The sequence below is a fragment of the Ensifer canadensis genome (assembly GCF_017488845.2).
GTDB lineage: Bacteria > Pseudomonadota > Alphaproteobacteria > Rhizobiales > Rhizobiaceae > Ensifer > Ensifer canadensis.
Window position 1 is genome coordinate 3,047,095 of record NZ_CP083370.1, and the last position, 18,005, is coordinate 3,065,099.

The 18,005-nt window shown below is 62.5% G+C and carries 22 protein-coding genes; 12 read left to right on the forward strand and 10 right to left on the reverse strand.

From position 1 onward, the window contains the following. Window positions 1-201 precede the first annotated feature (201 nt). The 6 genes from J3R84_RS14955 to J3R84_RS14980 all read right to left on the reverse strand — a co-directional run bounded on the left by J3R84_RS14955 (window position 202) and on the right by J3R84_RS14980 (window position 7,380). On the reverse strand, window positions 202-1,848 hold the full coding sequence (locus J3R84_RS14955; RefSeq protein ID WP_025424776.1) for an FAD-binding dehydrogenase: 1,647 nt from the start codon (window positions 1,846-1,848) through the stop codon (window positions 202-204). A gap of 120 nt (window positions 1,849-1,968) precedes the next feature. After that, window positions 1,969-3,000 (reverse strand): peptidoglycan -binding protein, encoded by a 1,032-nt coding sequence (locus tag J3R84_RS14960; protein ID WP_057205664.1) that lies wholly within the window; start codon window positions 2,998-3,000, stop codon window positions 1,969-1,971. Window positions 3,001-3,003: 3 nt separating this feature from the next. Then, window positions 3,004-4,107, reverse strand: a complete 1,104-nt coding sequence (locus J3R84_RS14965; protein ID WP_025424778.1) for a MotA/TolQ/ExbB proton channel family protein — start codon at window positions 4,105-4,107, stop codon at window positions 3,004-3,006. Between the two features lie 255 nt (window positions 4,108-4,362). Next, a complete protein-coding gene (locus tag J3R84_RS14970; RefSeq protein WP_025424779.1) occupies window positions 4,363-5,163 on the reverse strand; it encodes an inositol monophosphatase family protein in 801 nt (266 codons plus the stop codon). Between the two features lie 384 nt (window positions 5,164-5,547). Continuing rightward, on the reverse strand, window positions 5,548-6,717 hold the full coding sequence (locus J3R84_RS14975; protein WP_025424780.1) for a tetratricopeptide repeat protein: 1,170 nt from the start codon (window positions 6,715-6,717) through the stop codon (window positions 5,548-5,550). Window positions 6,718-6,726: 9 nt separating this feature from the next. Continuing rightward, window positions 6,727-7,380, reverse strand: a complete 654-nt coding sequence (locus J3R84_RS14980; protein WP_025424781.1) for a thiamine phosphate synthase — start codon at window positions 7,378-7,380, stop codon at window positions 6,727-6,729. A gap of 102 nt (window positions 7,381-7,482) precedes the next feature. Between J3R84_RS14980 and J3R84_RS14985 the strand changes: the two genes are divergently transcribed. Then, entirely contained in the window at window positions 7,483-8,262 is a 780-nt protein-coding gene (locus J3R84_RS14985) for a sulfite exporter TauE/SafE family protein (RefSeq protein ID WP_025424782.1), read from the forward strand. A 97-nt stretch (window positions 8,263-8,359) separates the two neighbouring features. After that, on the forward strand, window positions 8,360-8,620 hold the full coding sequence (locus tag J3R84_RS14990; protein ID WP_025424783.1) for an ArsR/SmtB family transcription factor: 261 nt from the start codon (window positions 8,360-8,362) through the stop codon (window positions 8,618-8,620). A 161-nt stretch (window positions 8,621-8,781) separates the two neighbouring features. On the opposite strand, the gene J3R84_RS14995 is transcribed toward J3R84_RS14990, so the two are convergent. Beyond that, the gene (locus J3R84_RS14995) at window positions 8,782-8,955 is read right to left on the reverse strand and encodes a YdcH family protein (RefSeq protein WP_038575691.1); all 174 of its coding nucleotides are present in this window, start codon (window positions 8,953-8,955) and stop codon (window positions 8,782-8,784) included. Between the two features lie 212 nt (window positions 8,956-9,167). On the opposite strand from J3R84_RS14995, the gene J3R84_RS15000 reads away from it, so the two are divergent. From J3R84_RS15000 to J3R84_RS15030, 7 genes are all read left to right on the forward strand, one after another. Then, window positions 9,168-9,371: a YdcH family protein gene (locus J3R84_RS15000; RefSeq protein ID WP_025424784.1), complete on the forward strand. Its 204-nt coding sequence runs from the start codon at window positions 9,168-9,170 to the stop codon at window positions 9,369-9,371. A gap of 53 nt (window positions 9,372-9,424) precedes the next feature. Further along, window positions 9,425-9,889, forward strand: coding sequence for a 5-(carboxyamino)imidazole ribonucleotide mutase (purE, locus tag J3R84_RS15005; protein ID WP_038576471.1), 465 nt, complete (start codon window positions 9,425-9,427; stop codon window positions 9,887-9,889). Then, window positions 9,886-10,935, forward strand: a complete 1,050-nt coding sequence (locus J3R84_RS15010) for a 5-(carboxyamino)imidazole ribonucleotide synthase (protein WP_025424786.1) — start codon at window positions 9,886-9,888, stop codon at window positions 10,933-10,935. Before purE ends, J3R84_RS15010 begins: the two co-directional genes overlap by 4 nt. Window positions 10,936-11,111: 176 nt before the next feature. After that, the gene (gene ykgO / locus J3R84_RS15015; protein ID WP_025424787.1) at window positions 11,112-11,237 is read left to right on the forward strand and encodes a type B 50S ribosomal protein L36; all 126 of its coding nucleotides are present in this window, start codon (window positions 11,112-11,114) and stop codon (window positions 11,235-11,237) included. A gap of 81 nt (window positions 11,238-11,318) precedes the next feature. Beyond that, the gene (locus J3R84_RS15020) at window positions 11,319-11,933 is read left to right on the forward strand and encodes a tetratricopeptide repeat protein (RefSeq protein ID WP_025424788.1); all 615 of its coding nucleotides are present in this window, start codon (window positions 11,319-11,321) and stop codon (window positions 11,931-11,933) included. Window positions 11,934-11,968: 35 nt separating this feature from the next. Further along, window positions 11,969-12,487 (forward strand): hypothetical protein, encoded by a 519-nt coding sequence (locus J3R84_RS15025; RefSeq protein WP_025424789.1) that lies wholly within the window; start codon window positions 11,969-11,971, stop codon window positions 12,485-12,487. 17 nt (window positions 12,488-12,504) lie between these two features. Then, entirely contained in the window at window positions 12,505-13,509 is a 1,005-nt protein-coding gene (locus J3R84_RS15030; RefSeq protein WP_025424790.1) for an alpha/beta fold hydrolase, read from the forward strand. Between the two features lie 14 nt (window positions 13,510-13,523). Here the strand turns inward: J3R84_RS15030 and J3R84_RS15035 are convergent, their stop codons facing one another. From J3R84_RS15035 to J3R84_RS15045, 3 genes are all read right to left on the reverse strand, one after another. Then, a complete protein-coding gene (locus J3R84_RS15035) occupies window positions 13,524-14,081 on the reverse strand; it encodes a substrate binding domain-containing protein (RefSeq protein ID WP_025424791.1) in 558 nt (185 codons plus the stop codon). 244 nt (window positions 14,082-14,325) lie between these two features. Next, window positions 14,326-15,765, reverse strand: a complete 1,440-nt coding sequence (gene pyk, locus J3R84_RS15040; RefSeq protein WP_203528342.1) for a pyruvate kinase — start codon at window positions 15,763-15,765, stop codon at window positions 14,326-14,328. Continuing rightward, window positions 15,765-16,241 (reverse strand): DUF1036 domain-containing protein, encoded by a 477-nt coding sequence (locus tag J3R84_RS15045; protein WP_025424793.1) that lies wholly within the window; start codon window positions 16,239-16,241, stop codon window positions 15,765-15,767. Before J3R84_RS15045 ends, pyk begins: the two co-directional genes overlap by 1 nt. Window positions 16,242-16,432: 191 nt before the next feature. On the opposite strand from J3R84_RS15045, the gene J3R84_RS15050 reads away from it, so the two are divergent. The 3 genes from J3R84_RS15050 to J3R84_RS15060 all read left to right on the forward strand — a co-directional run bounded on the left by J3R84_RS15050 (window position 16,433) and on the right by J3R84_RS15060 (window position 17,943). After that, complete coding sequence (locus tag J3R84_RS15050) at window positions 16,433-17,227, forward strand: N-formylglutamate amidohydrolase (protein WP_025424794.1); 795 nt, start codon at window positions 16,433-16,435, stop codon at window positions 17,225-17,227. Between the two features lie 19 nt (window positions 17,228-17,246). Beyond that, window positions 17,247-17,552 (forward strand): DUF1244 domain-containing protein, encoded by a 306-nt coding sequence (locus J3R84_RS15055; RefSeq protein ID WP_025424795.1) that lies wholly within the window; start codon window positions 17,247-17,249, stop codon window positions 17,550-17,552. Window positions 17,553-17,676: 124 nt separating this feature from the next. Then, on the forward strand, window positions 17,677-17,943 hold the full coding sequence (locus tag J3R84_RS15060; RefSeq protein WP_025424796.1) for a DUF2312 domain-containing protein: 267 nt from the start codon (window positions 17,677-17,679) through the stop codon (window positions 17,941-17,943). Window positions 17,944-18,005: the final 62 nt, after the last annotated feature.

An 18,005-nucleotide genomic window follows, 5' to 3' on the forward strand; every position in this document is an offset into this window, starting at 1 on the left:
CATCTGCCGGATCGGCCCCTCATCCGGCTGCCGCCACCTTCTCCCCGCCTGCGGGGAGAAGGGATATGTGGCACGCTGGCGCAGGACTTGACCTCAACAAGCACCGGACCGGAAACGCTATGCGTCCCCTCTCCCCGCTTGCGGGGAGAGGGCTAGGGTGAGGGGCCCGACACGCGGACAACGATAGCCGATTCAGCCCGCTTAGACCGCACCCGCATGCCTCCCGGCGACACGGCCGGAATAGATGCAGCCGCCGAGAAACGTGCCTTCCAGCGCGTTGTAGCCATGCATGCCGCCGCCGCCGAAGCCTGCGACTTCACCTGCAGCGTAAAGGCCCGGCACCGGTTCGCCCGACTGCTCCAGCACCTGGCCGGCCAGGTTGGTCTGCAGGCCGCCGAGCGTCTTGCGCGTCAGGATATGCAGCCTGACGGCAATCAGCGGCCCGGCCTTGGGGTCGAGCAGGCGGTGCGGTTTGGCGGTACGCAGCAGCCGGTCACCGCGGTAGGACCGTGCCCCGCGGATCGCCGTCACCTGCGCATCCTTCGAGAAGGGATTGGTGATCTCGCGGTCACGCGCCTCGATCTGCTCGAGCAGGTGATCGACCGACAGGCGGTTCTCAGCCGTCAGCGCATTCATCGCCGGCACGAGATCGTCGAGCCGGTCGCGAACGATGAAATCTTCTCCCCTATCCATGAAGGCCTGCACCGGTCCGGGCGGGTTCTTGCCCAGCCGCTTGAGCAGGAGCGAGATGCTCTTGCCGGTCAGATCAGGGTTCTGTTCGGAACCGGAAAGGGCAAATTCCTTCTTGATAATCGCCCGCGTCAGGATGAACCAGCTGTAGTCGTGGCCGCTGTGGCGGATGGCCTGCAAGGTGCCGAGCGTATCGAAGCCGGGCATGGCGGGTGCTGAAAAGCGATTGCCGTCAGCATCGCACCAGAAGGACGACGGACCGGGCAGGATGCGGATGCCGTGATCCGGCCAGATCGGATCGAAATTCTTCAGGCCTTCGGTGTAATGCCACATGCGATCGGAATTGATGACCGAGCCGCGGGCGCGGCCGACAATCTCCAGCATGCGGCCATCGACATGATGCGGCACGCCGCAGACCATCGTCGCCGGCGGCTGGCCCAGCCGCTTGCGTGGCCAGTTGCGCCGTACCAGCTCATGGTTGCCGCCGATGCCGCCCGATGTCACGATCACCGCGCCCGCCGAAATCTCGAAATCACCGGCGACATCACGCGAGCTGCGCTGGCCGCGGCCGACCGGATCGGCCTTGAGCACCGAACCGCGCGCGCCGGTGACCGCCCCATCCGTCGTCACCAGTTCGTCGACGCGGTGGCGGAAGCGAAAACGCACGAGGCCGCGGCTTTCCGCCTCGCGCGTCAGCCGCACGAACGGCTCGATAACAGCCGGGCCGGTGCCCCAGGTGACGTGGAAGCGCGGAACAGAATTGCCATGCCCATGCGCAAGGCCGCCACCGCGCTCGGCCCAGCCGACGACGGGGAACCAGCGCATGCCGAGCGAATGCAGCCAGCTGCGCTTCTCGCCGGCAGCGAAATCGAGATAGGCATCGGCCCACAATCGCGGCCAGTGGTCCTCGGGACGATCGAATTGCGACGAGCCCATCCAGTCCTGGCGGGCGAGCTGGCGACTGTCCTTGATACCCATGCGCCGCTGCTCGGGACTGTCGACGAAAAAGAGACCGCCTAGCGACCAGAAGGCCTGACCGCCGAGGTTCTGCTCCCCCTCCTGATCGAGAACGATCACCTTGCGGCCAAGCGCTGCTGCCTCAGACGCGGCCACAAGACCGGCAAGCCCAGCACCGACGACCAGTACATCGCAATCCATTAACGGCGCCCTCCCCTGCATCCGCCAAGATGCAAGCTTCCCCCTGCATGTTGTGGATGCAAGTGTTACGCGCACGTCAAGGTCAATTCAAGGGCGTCGGACCGAGGGCTATCCTTGAGCCTATTTCTCGGTCAGCTTCAGCTCGATACGACGGTTCTGCGACCGCGCTTCGACGCTCTCGCCCTCGGCGATCGGCTGATACTCGCCGAAACCGGCGGCGACCAGCCTGTCGGCCGGCACGCCCTTGGAGATCAGGAACTTGACGACGGATGTGGCACGGGCGGACGAAAGCTCCCAGTTGTCGGCAAAACGGCCGGTGCCTGAAAGCTGTACATTGTCCGTGTGCCCGTCGACGCGCAGCACCCAGTTGATCTCCGCCGGAATTTCCTTGGCAAGGTCGAGCAGCGCCGAGGCGAGCTTGGCCATTTCAGTCTGGCCCTCAGGATTGAGTTCGTTGCCGCCGGAGGGGAAAAGCACTTCCGACTGGAAGACGAAGCGGTCGCCGACGATGCGGATGTTTTCGCGATCGGACAGGATTTCGCGCAGCCGTCCGAAGAAATCGGAACGATAGCGGTTTAGTTCCTGCACCCGCTGCGCCAGCGCGACATTCAGTCGGCGACCGAGATCGGCGATCTTCGTCTGCGAAGACTGGTCCTTGGCTTCCGACGCCTGCAAGGCCTCTTCGATCGCCGCGATCTGGCTGCGCAGCGCCGCGATCTGCTGGTTGAGAAGCTCGATCTGGCTCATGGCACGGGCGCTGGTCTGGCGTTCGGCGTCAAGCTCGGCACCGACACGCCCCAGCTTCTCGTTGGCGGCATCCGTGCTGCCGGCGCCCTGGTCAAGCAAGGCTTTCAGGCGAGAGCGCTCGCCTTCCGACTGGGAGAGGGAGGCCTGGAGATTGGCGAGCGAATCCTCCAGATCCTGCTTGCCACTTTTCTCCAGCGCCAGCAGCTGCGTCAGCTCGTTGATCTGGCTGTTCAGCCGGGTCAGAACCTCGTCCTTGCCGCTGATTTCGCGGCTGAGCAGGAACTGCGCCAGCACGAAGACGCTGAGCAGGAACATGATCGACAGGAGCAGGGTCGACAATGCGTCGACGAAACCGGGCCAGTAGTCGATCGTGCGCTGTGAACGGCCTTTTCGGGCAAGCGCCATGGGTCATTCCCCTCCGGTATCGTCCGCATGGCTGAGCTTGGCCTGCGATCCGGACTTCTCGCTGTTCACTGAAATGCGCTCGGAGTGGCCGATGCGCGTCGTCAGCTTGTCCAGCGTCTTGCGCATCGCCTTCGCCTCTTCCTGCTGCGCCTCTATCCAGTCGCGCAGCATCTGCTGCTCGCCGCGCATGTTCTTGACCAGACCCTGAATACCTTCAGCCAGGCTCGCCATCGCCGCCGTCGTGCGCTGGTTGGAACCGCCTTCATGGTTGAGGCGGACGAGCTGGTCCGTCAGGCGCTTCAGCTCCTCAACAGGCGCGCCGGTCGACAGGTCGCCGGCAATCGAGAGTTCCGATCCGACATCGGTGACGGAGGAGAGCCAGTTTTCAAGCTCGGTATAGAACCGGTTCTGCGCCCGACCCGCCTGCAGATCGAGAAAGCCGAGGATCAGCGAACCGGAAAGGCCGAAGAGCGACGTCGAGAACGCCGTTCCCATGCCGGTCAGCGGCGCCGACAGGCCGTTCTTGAGAGCGCCCAGCACGTCCTCGGTGCTGCCGGAACCGGCATCCAGTGACTGGATGACGGTGTTGATGGAGCCGATCGTGCCGAGCAGACCCCAGAAGGTGCCGAGCAGGCCGAGGAAGACGAGCAGACCGGTCAGATACCGCGTCGTGTCGCGCGATTCATCCAGCCGTGTTGCAATCGAATCCAGGATCGACCGCAGCGCCGTCGTCGAGATCGCCGTCTGGCGGCCACCGATCAGCGCGCGCATCGGCGACAGCAGGACCGGATCCCGCCCGACCTTGTCGGCGCTGCCGGCGGCGCGGAAAGAATTGAACCAGCGCACCTCTGGACGAAGCCCGAGCACATGGTTGAACGCCAGCAGGATGCCGATCAGCAGCACCCCGAGGATCAGGCCGTTCAGGCCGGGATTGGCGAGGAAGGCATTGTGTGCCTGCCGAAAGAGGATCGCGCCGACGAAACCGACGATGATCAGGAAAATCACCATGGTCCAGAAAAAATGCATGGGGCTCGAAAGCTTATGCGGATTGTAGTCTGCTTCCACCCCTTCCCGACCGTCCCACCCGGACAGATGCAGTTTCGTCATGGGTATACCATTCTCCCGGTTGCATTTGGCGGAACGGTGCCGCGACGCGTCGGAGCCTACTGCATAATTCCTCAAATCGGAATCGATTTAAGAGAAAGTTATGCAGCAAGTTAACGCGCTGCAGCATCCATCGCGCGTCCTGTTTAACGTGTGGCGCTGTAGTGGAGCTTTGCGCCGAATTGAAGGAAAAAACAAAAAGCCTCCGACACATGGAGCGCCGGAGGCTTGGCAAGCAGGAAACGGACGGGCCGTCGATTATTTCGACGGGATCGGACGGTGAACGACGTCGCGCAGCGCCTTGGTGATGTATTCGTTGCCGCAAACGATCGAACCCTCGTTGACCGGCTTGGCGCCGCCATCGATATCCGTCGACCAGCCACCGGCTTCGCGGATCAGAAGCACGCCGGCCGCAATGTCCCAGGCGGCCAGGTCGCGCTCCCAGTAGCCGTCGAAACGGCCGGCTGCAACATAGGCGAGATCGAGTGCCGCCGAGCCCATGCGGCGGATGCCGGCGACTTCGCCCATCACGTGGCGCAGTTCGATCAGGTATTTGCCGTGATTGCCACGACCGAGATGCGGCGTGCCGGTGGCGATCACCGCATCCGACAAGGCCTTGCGCGCAGCGACGCGCAGGCGACGGTCATTGAGGAAAGCGCCGCCGCCACGCTCGGCGGTATACAGTTCGTCGGTTGCCGGGTTGAACACGACAGCGCCGACGATCTCGCCCTGGCGCTCAAGCGCGATCGAGACAGCAAAATGTGGAATGCCGTGCAGAAAATTGGTGGTGCCGTCGAGCGGATCGACGATCCAGCGATGGGCGCCATCGGTGCCGATGATCTCCTCGCCTTCCTCGCCGAGGAAGCCATAGGTCGGACGCGCCTTCAGCAGTTCTTCGCGGATGAGCTTTTCGGCCTTGCGGTCGGCCTGGGACACGTAGTCGCCCGGTCCCTTGAGCGAGACCTGCAGGTTCTGGACTTCACCGAAATCGCGCGCCAGCGACTTGCCGGCCTTGAAGGCGGCCTGAACCATGACATTGAGGAGAGCTGAACGGGCCATCTGGCGATCCTTGTGAAGCGAAGGCCGATCGAGCCTTCTCGATCGGACATTGAACCTGTGTGACGGAACACGGGGATAGCACCTGCCGATCGGGCAAGGCCTGTCATCGAGTTCCATCGTCAAAAAACCGAGTGAAGATCACTCCGCCCGGGACGTGCCGGAAAACCATGGCGCCAGGGGCAAAAACCGGGGCTTCAAGACCACAAAAACCCCGGAAGTTCAAGAGAAATAGCGCCTGGCTCGGCCGAACAGCCGAGATTCAGGCGCCTACAGCGCCGCGCGTCTTATTAGACGCGCAAAGGTCGCTGTAGCACTTTGATTTTTGCTGCATGTTTTTATCCTTAAATCGAATAGGATTTAAGGAAACATGCAGTGGAATCCCGGTCAGCTCGAGCGGAACTTGTTGGCTGCGCTGAGTGCCGCCTTCTGCTGCTGCTCGTTGAGACCGAGGTAGAAGTCTTCCAGCGCATCGTCCTTGAGGCCGGCGCGGCGCGACAGCACATACCACTTCGCCGCCTCGACCGGATTGGGCCGGGTGCCGATGGCGTTGACATAGAGATGGGACAGCCGGTTCTGCGCCACGACATTGCCGCCTTCCGCCGCCCGCTTCATCCAGCCGAAACCGTCCTCCAGGTTGCGATCGCCGGCAATGCCTTCGATCATCCAGATGGCGATGTCGAGCTGCGCCGTGTCGTAACCAGCATGGGCCGCCCGAAGCAGCCATTCCCTGGCCCGCGCCCGCTTGCCTTCGTCAATGCCATCGACGTTGAGATAGATCTGCGACAGCGCATATTGCGCGTCGGCGATCCCCTGCTCGGCCGATTTTTCGTAGTAGGGCATAGCGGCCTTCAGACCCTTCGGTCCGGGGCTGTCGGCCACGAGCGTCTGGCCATAGTTGAACTGGGCCGACCCATTGCCGAGATCGGCCGCCTTCTTCATCAGTTCTTCGGACTTCTTGCGGTCGCGCTTGACGTAGCGCCCTTCCATCAGGATCAGCGCGTATTTGAACATGGCGGCCGGGTCGCCGTTTTCAGCCGCCTGTCCGTACCAGAACGCCGCCTGCTTGGCATTGCGCACCACGCCGAGGCCCTGCTGCAGGATTTCGGCAACAAGCGTTTGCGCGGCAGGATCGCCGAGCTGCGCGCGCGGAAGTGCGAGATCCATCGCCGTCAGATAATAGCCGCGCTGGAAAGCGCCGTAGGCGTCGTCGACCTTGCCGGCGAATGGCTTTTCCGCAGGTAGTGCCGGCAGTTCGGCGCCCATGCGGTCAAAGACATTGACGCCCTGCGAAGGCACCGTGCCATCACCAGCCTTCTTCTTGTCCGCCGGGTCAGCCGGCTTGGCCACAGGCTTGCCCGTGCCTTCTTCAGGCATCGCTGCGCCATTGAAGGGGGTGATGCGGCCGCGCTTTGCAGCGCCACTATCATCGGCGTTGACGCCCAGCTCCTGCACTGGAGCCGGCTTTTCCTGCGCACGCACCGGCGTCGCCACGGCGGCGGTGGCGGCAAGGAGGGCAACGCCCCAACTGAGCTTTGAAGACAGGCGGTTCAACATCGACACGTCTTAAGCTTCAAACCGTGGCGCTTTTTCGTCAAGAAGCGCGTTGACGGCGGCGACCACCGACGGCGCCTGCTCGGGCTCGCCGAAGACGGCCAGGCGAAGCGCCACGAATTCGGCGCCGGTCTCGGCCGCCGCCAATGCGGACTGCGGATCCGTGCCGCCCATGACGATGCAGGGAATCTCGATCATCGAGGCCCACCATTCGGCGAGCGCCAGGTTCTTCGGATGCGCATCCGGCTTGATGTCGCCGTCCGTCTTGCCGAAGAACACGTAGTCCGGACGCACTTCGCCGATTTGAAGCGCGTGATGGCGGTCGGCCGCGTTGCCGCCGCCGACGATAAGCTTCGGCGTGTGCTTCTCGACCGCCTCGCCAAGTGCTTCGGCATTGCCGGAAATATGCAGGCCGTCGGCCCTGGCGCGTCCGGCGACCCGGGAATCGCCCTCGATCAGCGCAGCGGCTCCAGCCTCCTGGATGATCGGCACGAGGCGCTCGGCGTGTTTCTGGAACTCGGCGTCATCGAGGCCATATTGCGGCACGATCACCGAAGCGACGTCGCCGCCCTTCAAGGCGTCGGCAAGCACCTTGGCGCGATCCGCGGGATCAGCGATATCCGGCGCAATCAGCACCAGGCGGCAGCGTTCTATTGTCTTGCTCATGACATCCATTTCTAGCTGTGCCCGCATGTCGACGGAAACCAGCGCTCGATTTCGTTTGGGAAAACCGATAGACGGAGACGTCAAAAGGATCAACCGCCACCGATGCTTCCCGACCTGGACTTCTATCTCGTCGCCATCCCGGCGGTTCTTCTCGTTGGCCTCAGCAAGGGCGGTATGGGCGAGGCCCTTTCGTTGATGGGCGTGCCGATCCTGTCGATGGCCGTCTCGCCGGTTCAGGCGGCCGCGCTGCTCTTACCGATCCTGATCGCGATGGACCTCGTCTCGCTCTGGATGTGGCGCAAGCACGGCGATCGCAAAACCCTGTTCATGCTCCTGCCCGGCGCCATCGCCGGCATTCTCATCGGCTGGGCGACGTCGGCCTATGTCTCGCGCGACTATCTGCGCCTGATCATCGGCCTCATCACCGTGCTGTTCGTCCTGCGTTATGTCTACAATGTCTGGCGCATGCGCAACGGAATAACGATCACGCCCAAGCAGCAACGGGCTGGCCCCGCAACGCTCTGGGGCTCGTTTGCCGGCTATGGCAGCTTTGTCGCCCACGCCGGCGGCCCGCCTTTTCAGATCTACGCCCTGCCGCTTCAGCTCGATCCGCGCGAATACACCGGCACGATCGTGCGCTTCTTCGCCATCCTCAATGCCGTCAAGCTCATCCCCTATTTCGCGCTCGGCCAGCTCGACATGAGCAATCTCAAGATCTCTGCGACACTGTTTCCGCTGGCGATCGTTGCCACCGTCTGCGGCGCCTTCATCGTTCGCCGCATGAAGCCGCAGATCTTCTATCCCTTCATGTATAGCATGGCTTTCATCGCCGGGCTGAAGCTGCTGTGGGACAGCCTCAACAGCCTGCTGGCCGGCGCCTGACTGCATCCAAGCGATCGATCATATTGCAATGCAAAACGAAAATGCCGCAGCGCACAAATTTCTTGCCGCCCGCGGTGATTTCGCTTAACGTCCGGTCATGACCATTGCGGACCCTTTCGATGCCATCGCGGATCCCAACCGGCGTTACCTGCTGGAGGAACTGCGGCGCGCGCCGAAAACGGTCAACGAACTGGCCGAAGGATTGCCGATCAGCCGGCCCGCGGTATCACAGCACCTGAAGGCCCTGCTCGACTGCAATCTGGTTTCGGTTTCGGCCAACGGTACGCGGCGGATATATGCGATCAACCGCCCTGGCTTCGACAGGCTCAACCTGTGGTTGGATCAATTCTGGGCCTGATGACCGGACGGGAGCGTAACCGCGGCCTGACACAAATCGACCGGGTCTCAAACCCGGTCGAGCGATCCGTATCTTCCGTTGAGGGGATTGGTTGTGAACCTTGTTGCGTCGTCTCCGCGGAGAGGACACCTCCCGTTGTTACTGGGAAATACCGTTTATAATCAGTGAGTCGAGGAGCGAAGCCTTTCGATTTCGTCCCTGATGCGCAGCTTCCTTCGCTTGATGTCGCTGATCATTTCGTCCTCGATGGACGGCTGGTTCATTGCTGCATGGAGCTCCTGCTCCAGTGCGCCATGTTTTTTCTCAAGCGTTGCAAGATGAGCCTCAATGGTCATTGGCAGTCCCTTCCTTTTGCTTGCATCCGGCTGGTAAATGCCGGATGTTCCATGGTTGTAACCTTACTACTGTGCCATGCCATTTTTCATTTGTCGAAGGCGAAATGATGACGACGGATAACTTCCCGTTACCGCCCAAGATGTGATAGAGCGGCGCATGAAATTCCGGTTCGAGGAGGACTTCGCAACCGGGCTGATGGGGATCGCTTTGCATGCCGGACCAGGACCAGGCCGAACTCAGATTGACCGCCGCGCGGCTGAGGCAGGAACATGAAGATTATGATGCTGCCATCAACGCCATGATTCAGACCGGCTGCGATGCGCTGAGAATTCAGCGCATGAAGAAGAAGAAGCTGGTCATCAAGGACAAGATCACCAAGCTCGAAGACCAGATCATCCCCGACATCATCGCCTGAAGCGGAACTTTAAAGACGTGCTCGACACCACTACCCCACCCGTCGCCATCATCATGGGAAGCCAGTCCGACTGGGAGACGATGAAGAACGCCGCCGATACGCTCGACGCGCTCGACATTGCCTATGAGGCTCGCATCGTTTCTGCACACCGCACACCTGATCGGCTGGTAAGCTTCGCCAAGGGCGCGCGCGACGAAGGCTTCAAGGTCATCATCGCCGGTGCCGGCGGTGCCGCCCATCTGCCGGGCATGTGCGCCTCGATGACGCCGTTGCCGGTCTTCGGCGTGCCGGTGCAATCGAAGGCACTGTCCGGGCAGGACAGCCTGCTGTCGATCGTCCAGATGCCGGCCGGCATTCCCGTCGGAACGCTGGCGATCGGACGCGCCGGCGCGGTCAACGCGGCACTACTCGCCGCAGCCGTACTGGCGCTCAGCGACAACGACCTTGCCGACCGTCTCGACGACTGGCGCGAGCAGCAGACCGTCGCCGTCGCCGAGTATCCGGTGGACGACGCATGACAACCATTGGCATCATTGGCGGCGGCCAGCTCGGCCGCATGCTGGCCATGTCTGCTGCACGGCTGAACTTCCGCGCCATCATCCTCGAGCCGCAGCCCGACTGTCCGGCAGCGCAGGTGGCAAACGAACAGATCGTTGCCGCCTATGACGATGAACGCGCGCTCGATGCGCTGGCGGCCGCCTGCGACATCGTCACCTACGAATTCGAGAATGTGCCGGTTGCGGCCGCCGAGAGGCTCGCCCGTGCCCGGCCTGTCTTCCCGCCGCCGAAGGCACTGGAAGCCGCCCAGGACCGCCTGGTCGAAAAACGCTTCCTCAACGACAGCGGCATCGTCACCGCCCGCTTCCATGCGGTCGACAGCCAGGCCGATCTTGAGGCGGCACTTGCCGATTTCGGCGGTTCCGGCGTCCTGAAGACCCGCCGCCTCGGCTATGATGGCAAGGGACAACGCGTGTTCCGCTCCGGGCAGGACAGCCCGCAAGGCGCCTTCGCGGCGCTCGGCTCCGTGCCGCTGATCCTCGAAAGCTTCGTGCCGTTCGAGCGCGAAATCTCCATCATCGCTGCCCGCTCGGTAGATGGCGCCGTCGCCTGTTACGATCCGGCGGAGAACGTTCACCGCAACGGCATCCTGCATACATCCACCGTACCCGCGGCCATTGGCCCTGCCACCGCCGAGACCGCGCGCACTGCGGCCAAGGCGATCCTCGATGCGCTCGGCTATGTCGGCGTCATCGGTGTGGAGTTCTTCGTGCTTGCCGACGGTAGCCTCGTCGCCAATGAAATGGCGCCGCGCGTGCATAATTCCGGCCACTGGACGGAGGCGGCCTGCATCGTCTCGCAATTCGAGCAGCACATTCGCGCCGTGGCCGGCCTGCCGCTCGGCAATCCCGTTCGCCACTCCGACTGCGTGATGCAGAACCTGATCGGCGACGACATCGACGATGTGCCGGCCTGGCTTGCCAAGGACAACGTTTTCGTCCATCTCTACGGCAAGACGCAAGCCCGACCGGGCCGCAAGATGGGTCACATCACCCGCTTGACGTGAGCCTCAAAGCCACAGAAATGCGGGGCAAGGCGCCAAAATCCGGTGTCTTGCGGTTGACACAACAGGGGTGACACGGTATTTGCCATCCCACCTTATGGAGCGCGCTGAATGGCGCGCTTTTGATTGTTAGAAATACCGGGCGAATTTTGTTTCCCCGAAACCTGCGGATCAGGAAAATGAAGATCAAGAATTCGCTCAAGTCGCTGAAGACCCGCCATCGCGAAAACCGTCTGGTTCGTCGCAAGGGCCGTATCTACATCATCAATAAGCAGAACCCGCGCTTCAAGGCACGTCAGGGCTGAGGCCCAGACTGGTTTCTGTTTGGCGTCTCGCTTCGGCGATGTCCCAAAATTGATTTTGATCTTATTCCGTGGCGAGCTAACATGCTCGCCATGCGAGTTTTTGTACCCTTGATTCTGGCGTGTTCCGCCCTTCTCGCCGCCTCAGTTGGAGCCGGCACCCTGACTTTCGCCGCAGAGACGGCACCGGAAACCGAGGCCGCCAGCCTCACCACCCCAAAGCAACGCCTCGACGCCCTGTTCTCCGACCTCAAGAAGGAACGGGACGCCGACAAGGCGCGCGAACTCGCCAACCAGATCCGCCTGGAATGGCAGGATTCCGGCAGCGCGACGGTCAACCTGCTGATGCAGTGGGCCGACAAGTCCATCACCGACAATAAGCCGGCGGCAGCCCTCGATATCCTCGACCAGGTGATCACGCTGGCCCCGAGCTACGTCGAAGGCTGGAACCGCCGCGCGACCCTGCACTACACGATGGGTAACTATCGCAAGTCGATGTCGGACATCAATCATGTCCTGTCGCTCGAGCCTCGGCATTTCGGCGCGCTCGCCGGCATGGCCGCAATCCTCGGCTCCGCCGGCAAGGACGAGCTGGCGCTCAGGGCCTGGGAGCAGTTCCTGGCAATCTATCCAGCCGATCGCAAGGCACAGGAGCAACTGGGCGAGCTGACCGAAAAGCTCGCGGGCAGCAAGACGTAAACCGGACGGATGCCGAAGCAAGCGCAGGCCCCGCGATGACGCCTCCCACGGAACTGGCCGCTATCCGCAACCTTGCCACGGCAGCGCACCTGTTCGTGGAGCCGATCTGGCTGGAATGGAATAGCGCCTGGAACGGCGATGCGCCGGTCACGCCCTCTCAATGGACATGCGGGCGCACAAGTCTGTTTCTGTCGCGTGCCCTGGCGGCTGAAGGTTTCGAGGCTTCATGGGCAAGCGGCACGCCCCGCCTGTCATCTTCCGGGCCGGAATTGGGCGATTTCGGCTTCCTCAGTGACGCCGGCTGGCAAAGCCACGCCTGGGTCGAGTGCGGCAACGTTATCGTCGATATTACGGCCGACCAGTTCGGCGCTCCTCCCGTGCACATCGTCGATCGCTACGATCGCCGCTATAGCAAGGGCGACCGCGACACGGCATTGCCGGAGTTCATTCGGGCCCGTCAGCGCGCGGTGGACGAAATCTGGCCACGATGGCGCTGCAATAGCAGAAAACCATCGACCCTTATCCCTGAGATGTTTGCGTACACTGCAGAGTAAGAGGAGCCGCCGAGACAATGGTTCTAGCCGCCCTGTTCATCGTTGCCCTCACCCTCGCAGGCATCGCCTACAGCCAGCGTAGCGCACGAAACATCAGCGCGCGGTTCCCGAATACGGGCGAGCTGATCGACATCGGCGGCTTCCGCATGAACAGCGTCCACCTGCCGGCGACTTCGGAGGCTGACCTGGTCCCGCTCGTCTTCATTCACGGTGCGAGCGGCAACCTGCTCGATCAGATGCATGCCTTTGCTCCGGCCTTCGAGGGCCGCGCGGAGATGCTTTTCGTCGACCGGCCGGGCCACGGCTACTCCGAGCGCGGCGGGCGGGCGAATGATCGCCCCGATGGCCAGGCGGATGCGATCGCAAAGCTGATGGACATGCGAGGCATGCCTCGGGCGATCATCGTCGGCCACTCCTTCGGCGGGGCGATCGCCGCGAGCTTTGCCCTTCGCCATCCGGAAAGGACGACAGGCCTTATCCTGCTGGCGCCCGCGACCCATCCCTGGCCGGGCGGCATCGACTGGTACTACCGGCTGACGGCACTGCCCTATGTCGGCTGGCTGTTTGCCCATACGCTGGCTGCGCCGATCGGCCTCCGGCGGATCGATAGTGGCACGCGGTCGGTCTTTTCGCCCAATCCGCGACCCGCCGACTACATCGACAAGACGGCGCCGCACCTCGTGCTGCGCCCCCTCGCCTTCCGCAACAACGCCGTCGATGTCGCCAATCTGCACGCCTACGTCACCGAGGTCGCCCCACGATATCAGGAGATCGCCGCACCCACGATCATCGTCAGCGGCGACAGCGACGACATCGTGCTGGCCGATATTCACTCGCGCAGCCTGGCGCGCGACATTGCCGGATCGGAACTGCTGTGGATCGGCAACCTCGGCCACAAGCCCGATTATGTCGTCACCGACGTGGTTGTCGCCGCAGTGGAGAAACTGGTGGGCAAACCCGGCGATCTCCGCGCAGCGGTGAAGCTCGCCGAAGAGAGGCTCACCGACGGCAAGGCGCATTGATAGGAGCGGAAGTTTTATCTCAACCGATCCGAGGCCTGAGCCGTCGACCTTCCCAGCGTCTCGACGAGATAATCGATGAACACGCGAACCTCGGGCGAAAGGTGACGTCGGCTGAGGTAGACGGCATAGAGGTTGAGCGCGCTCATATGCCAGCTTTCCAGCAAGGGGACCAACCGACCGGAGGCGATATCGTCTCCGACGATGAAGTCCGGCTGTACGATGACCCCGCCGCCGGCGAGTGCCAGCGCGCGCAGCAGATCGCCATTGGTGGCATGCACGACCGGATCAATCCGAACCTGCGTCTCGCGCCCCTCGACATCGGAAAACATCCAGCTATCCCCGAGCGAGAGATAGGAATAGCTAAACGTTTCATGGCCGCCGAGATCGGACGGTTGCTGCGGCGTGCCGCTGCGAGCGAGGTAATCTGGCGAAGCACAAACGATCATCCGCACCGGTGCGATTTCACGCGCGATAAGGCTGGCGCTGGGCGCGCGGGCAATGCGCAAGGCGACATCGACACCGGAATGGGCGAGATCGACGAGCATGTCGGTCAAATCGATGTCGAGACGCAAGCCGGACCAGCGCCTCGGCCTCTTGATATCGGCGAGTATCTGCCGGGCACGTTCATAGAAGAGCTGTCCCGGCTCTGTGAACAGGTCACTGGACCAAGGAAGGCGTGATGGATGAGGAATACCTCTTTTGGGACAATCAGGGCTTCATGAAGCAGATCGGCCTGGCCCAATAGAAAGACAGAGGCCATGGGAGCAGGTTCACTGCTCCCATGGCCTCATGGCATTCTGAAACGAGCGGCGAGCCTCAGATACCGCTCAGGCCGTCCGAGCCGATATAGGCGATGCGCAGCATGTTGGTGGCGCCGGGCGTGCCGAGCGGCACACCGGCCGAGATGATGACGCGTTCGCCGGGCTTGCCGAAACCCTCATGAGCAACGATGCGGCAGGCACGGTTGACCATGTCGTCGAGATCGGTCGCATCCTCGGTGACGACGCAATGCAGGCCCCAGACGACCGAAAGCCGGCGAGCCGTCTGGACGATCGGCGACAGCGCGATGATCGGAACCTGCGGGCGCTCGCGCGCGGCGCGAAGGCCCGTTGTGCCGGACGAGGTGTAGCAGACGATTGAAGACAACCGCAGCGTCTCGGCGATCTGGTGGGCGGCCAGCGAAATCGCGTCGGCACCGGTCGCCTCGGGCGGCGTGCGCTGCGCGTAGATGATGCTGGAATAGTGCGGGTCGCGCTCGACGCTGCTGGCGATCGACGCCATGGTCGAGACGGCTTCCACCGGATACTCGCCGGAGGCGGATTCAGCCGACAGCATGATGGCGTCGGCGCCTTCGAAGACGGCAGTCGCAACGTCGGAGACTTCAGCGCGCGTCGGCACCGGCGCGGAGATCATCGATTCCAGCATCTGCGTGGCCACGACCACCGGTTTGCCGGCGCGGCGACAGGCGCGCGTCAGCTGCTTCTGCAGGCCAGGCACAGATTCGAGCGGCATTTCGACGCCAAGGTCGCCGCGTGCAACCATCAGCGCGTCGGAGAGCTCGATGATCTCGTCGATGCGCTCGAGCGCCTGCGGCTTCTCGATCTTGGACATCAGACCGACGCGGCCGCGGGCGATCTTGCGAACCTCGGCCAGGTCCTCGGGACGCTGGACGAAGGACAGCGCCACCCAGTCGAACTCTCCGGTTGCCAGAATCGCATCGAGGTCCGAGCGGTCCTTGTCGGTCAGGACGCCGACGGCCAGCAGCGTGTCGGGCAGGCTGACGCCCTTGCGGTCGGAAATCTTCGTGCCGGCAACAACCGTTGTGACGATGCTCTTGCCGTCGGTCTTTTCGGCGCGCAGGTGCAATTTGCCGTCATCGATCAGCAGGCGATGGCCAGGCTTGACCGCTTCGAGGATTTCCGGATGGGGCAGAAACACGCGGGTGCTGTCGCCAGGCTCGTCCTTGTTGTCGAGGGTAAAGGTCTGACCGACCTTGAGGTCGACCTTGCCTTCGGCAAACTTGCCGACGCGCAGCTTCGGACCCTGCAGGTCGCCGAGAATGCCGATCGGGCGGCCACAGCGCGCTTCGACCGCGCGGATGCGCTGCACCAGCGTGCGCATCACGTCGTGGCTTGCGTGGCTCATGTTGATACGGAACAGATCAGCCCCCGCCTCGTGCAGCTTCTGGATCATCTGCTCGTCGGCCGACGCCGGTCCGAGCGTGGCGAGGATTTTGACTTTTCTGTTCCGCTTCATCAATTCTGGCTTTCCTGCGTGCCGGGCGTATCGGAGAGCTGAACCATCCAGCTTCCCTGCCGCCCCGTGTCATATTCCTTGAATCCCATCCGCTGGAAGCCGCGGGCAAAGCAGTCCTGCACGCCCGAAACCTTGAATTCGTTTTCGGCGACGCACATGTTGACGTCGCCGGTCCAACGGCCACCCCGGGCCGCGTCTTCAGCGTAGAGATAATAGTATCGCGATTCGAGCTCGCCCTCGATCAGGGTCGCACATGTGGTCGCGGGAACCTGCCACCACCCCTCGGTTACCCAGCCTTCCTTGGCGCGGTAACCGATCGCCACGCCGACCAGATTTTGCGTGCCATTGCAGACGCGAAAATCGGCGCGAGCCTCACCGGCAAATAGAAATGAGCCTGAAATAGCCAGGGAAAACAGGAGGATCCCCCCCAATGTCGACAGCCCCGGCTTCGCTTTGGAAAATGGATATCTGGACACGGTTTCCGATGGAACTCCGTTTTGATTTGCGTGGCCTTTCTTGCGACGACCAGCCCGGAAAGTCAACGTAACTCTAATCGATTACATCGGGCTAATTAGGTGTCGATTGCGCAAAACAGTTGCGTTTTTCTTGTGAATGTCTCCGACGCGTGCAATCAAAAGCATACCCCCCGAAAGCAGACTGGAACTGCATGCAGCACTATTCGCCCTATGAGATTATCGAAGCCAACCCCACAACCGGCCTCGTACTACTCGCCGACCACGCCATGAACCGCCTACCGGAAGAATATGGCAGCCTCGGCCTGCCGGCAGCCGCGTTTCAACGTCACATCGCCTATGACATCGGCGTCGAACATCTCGTCCGCCGGCTCTCGGCCGCACTCGACGCACCGGCAGTTCTAGGGTGCTTCTCGCGACTTTTGATCGACCCCAATCGCGGCGAGGACGATCCGACCCTGATCATGAAGATTTCCGACGGCGCGATCATTCCGGGAAACCACCCGATCAGCGAGGAGGAATGGGACAACCGGCTGAACCGTTTCCATCGGCCCTATCACCGCGCAGTCGCCGAGACACTGGAGCGCAGTGCCTTGGCCACGGGCAGCGCCCCGCTGGTCATCTCAATCCATTCCTTTACGCCCGCCTGGAAGGGTGCCGTCCGTCCGTGGCACGCGGCCGTGCTCTGGGACAACGACGCGCGCGCGGTGCTGCCGCTGATCGAAAAGCTCGAAGCATCGGGCGATATCGTCGTCGGCAACAACGAGCCCTATGACGGAGCGCTGCGCGGGGATACGATGTTCCGGCACTGCATGGCACCGGGCATTCCCCATGCCCTGATCGAGATCAGGCAGGATCTGATCGCAGACGAGGCGGGCATTGCCGCATGGGCCGATCGGCTCGCCCCGATCCTTGCCGATCTCAATACCCGGCCCGACCTGCATCGCTACGAACGGCACCCGTCGCGCACCGGCGCCTACGACATTTGAGACCAGGAAAGACAACATCATGACCGAGCTCACCCCGGACCAGCAGACCGCCTTCGAAGCCGCCGCCTTCCGGCGTCTGGTCGCGCACTTGCGCGAGCGCAGCGACGTGCAGAACATCGACCTGATGAACCTTGCCGGCTTCTGCCGCAACTGCCTGTCCAACTGGTATCGGGACGCAGCCAACGAGGCCGGCGTGACACTCGACAAGGAGCAATCCCGCGAGATCGTCTACGGCATGCCCTATGAGGAATGGCGGGCGCTGCATCAGAGGGAAGCCTCGAGCGAGCAGAAAGCCGCCTTCGAAACCAACCGCCCCAAGGAATAAACCTCTGCGCCGGGCCACCGCCACGGAAATGCCAGCGTTGTTGCGCAATGGCCCTTGACCTTGGCCGCCGTTCGCGGCACGTCACGGCACCCAAGAATTTCATTCCCCGCAAAAGGAGAAGACCATGTCAGATGCACACGGCGTCGCACGCGACCAACTCCGCGCTTTCATCGAACGGATCGAGCGCCTGGAAGAAGAAAAGAAGACCATCGCCGACGACATCAAGGACGTCTACGGCGAAGCCAAGTCCACCGGCTTCGATGCCAAGATCCTGCGGAAGGTCATCTCCATTCGCAAGCAGGACGCCGATGAGCGCATGGAACAGGAAGCGATCCTCGACACCTACCTGCAGGCGCTCGGCATGATCCCGGCCGCGGCTGAAGAAGAATAATTTCTCCTGCCATAGACAGCAAAAAGCCCGCCGGTATCACCGGCGGGCTTTTTTTGTGTTGA

Bases quoted from the DNA above. Each gene is read 5' to 3' on its own strand.
- J3R84_RS14955 (WP_025424776.1), bottom strand. From the start codon at position 1,848: ATGGATTGCGATGTACTGGTCGTCGGTGCTGGGCTTGCCGGTCTTGTG.
- J3R84_RS14960 (WP_057205664.1), bottom strand. From the start codon at position 3,000: ATGGCGCTTGCCCGAAAAGGCCGTTCACAGCGCACGATCGACTACTGG.
- J3R84_RS14965 (WP_025424778.1), bottom strand. From the start codon at position 4,107: ATGACGAAACTGCATCTGTCCGGGTGGGACGGTCGGGAAGGGGTGGAA.
- J3R84_RS14970 (WP_025424779.1), bottom strand. From the start codon at position 5,163: ATGGCCCGTTCAGCTCTCCTCAATGTCATGGTTCAGGCCGCCTTCAAG.
- J3R84_RS14975 (WP_025424780.1), bottom strand. From the start codon at position 6,717: ATGTTGAACCGCCTGTCTTCAAAGCTCAGTTGGGGCGTTGCCCTCCTT.
- J3R84_RS14980 (WP_025424781.1), bottom strand. From the start codon at position 7,380: ATGAGCAAGACAATAGAACGCTGCCGCCTGGTGCTGATTGCGCCGGAT.
- J3R84_RS14985 (WP_025424782.1), top strand. From the start codon at position 7,483: ATGCTTCCCGACCTGGACTTCTATCTCGTCGCCATCCCGGCGGTTCTT.
- J3R84_RS14990 (WP_025424783.1), top strand. From the start codon at position 8,360: ATGACCATTGCGGACCCTTTCGATGCCATCGCGGATCCCAACCGGCGT.
- J3R84_RS14995 (WP_038575691.1), bottom strand. From the start codon at position 8,955: ATGACCATTGAGGCTCATCTTGCAACGCTTGAGAAAAAACATGGCGCA.
- J3R84_RS15000 (WP_025424784.1), top strand. From the start codon at position 9,168: ATGCCGGACCAGGACCAGGCCGAACTCAGATTGACCGCCGCGCGGCTG.
- purE (WP_038576471.1), top strand. From the start codon at position 9,425: ATGGGAAGCCAGTCCGACTGGGAGACGATGAAGAACGCCGCCGATACG.
- J3R84_RS15010 (WP_025424786.1), top strand. From the start codon at position 9,886: ATGACAACCATTGGCATCATTGGCGGCGGCCAGCTCGGCCGCATGCTG.
- ykgO (WP_025424787.1), top strand. From the start codon at position 11,112: ATGAAGATCAAGAATTCGCTCAAGTCGCTGAAGACCCGCCATCGCGAA.
- J3R84_RS15020 (WP_025424788.1), top strand. From the start codon at position 11,319: ATGCTCGCCATGCGAGTTTTTGTACCCTTGATTCTGGCGTGTTCCGCC.
- J3R84_RS15025 (WP_025424789.1), top strand. From the start codon at position 11,969: ATGACGCCTCCCACGGAACTGGCCGCTATCCGCAACCTTGCCACGGCA.
- J3R84_RS15030 (WP_025424790.1), top strand. From the start codon at position 12,505: ATGGTTCTAGCCGCCCTGTTCATCGTTGCCCTCACCCTCGCAGGCATC.
- pyk (WP_203528342.1), bottom strand. From the start codon at position 15,765: ATGAAGCGGAACAGAAAAGTCAAAATCCTCGCCACGCTCGGACCGGCG.
- J3R84_RS15050 (WP_025424794.1), top strand. From the start codon at position 16,433: ATGCAGCACTATTCGCCCTATGAGATTATCGAAGCCAACCCCACAACC.
- J3R84_RS15055 (WP_025424795.1), top strand. From the start codon at position 17,247: ATGACCGAGCTCACCCCGGACCAGCAGACCGCCTTCGAAGCCGCCGCC.
- J3R84_RS15060 (WP_025424796.1), top strand. From the start codon at position 17,677: ATGTCAGATGCACACGGCGTCGCACGCGACCAACTCCGCGCTTTCATC.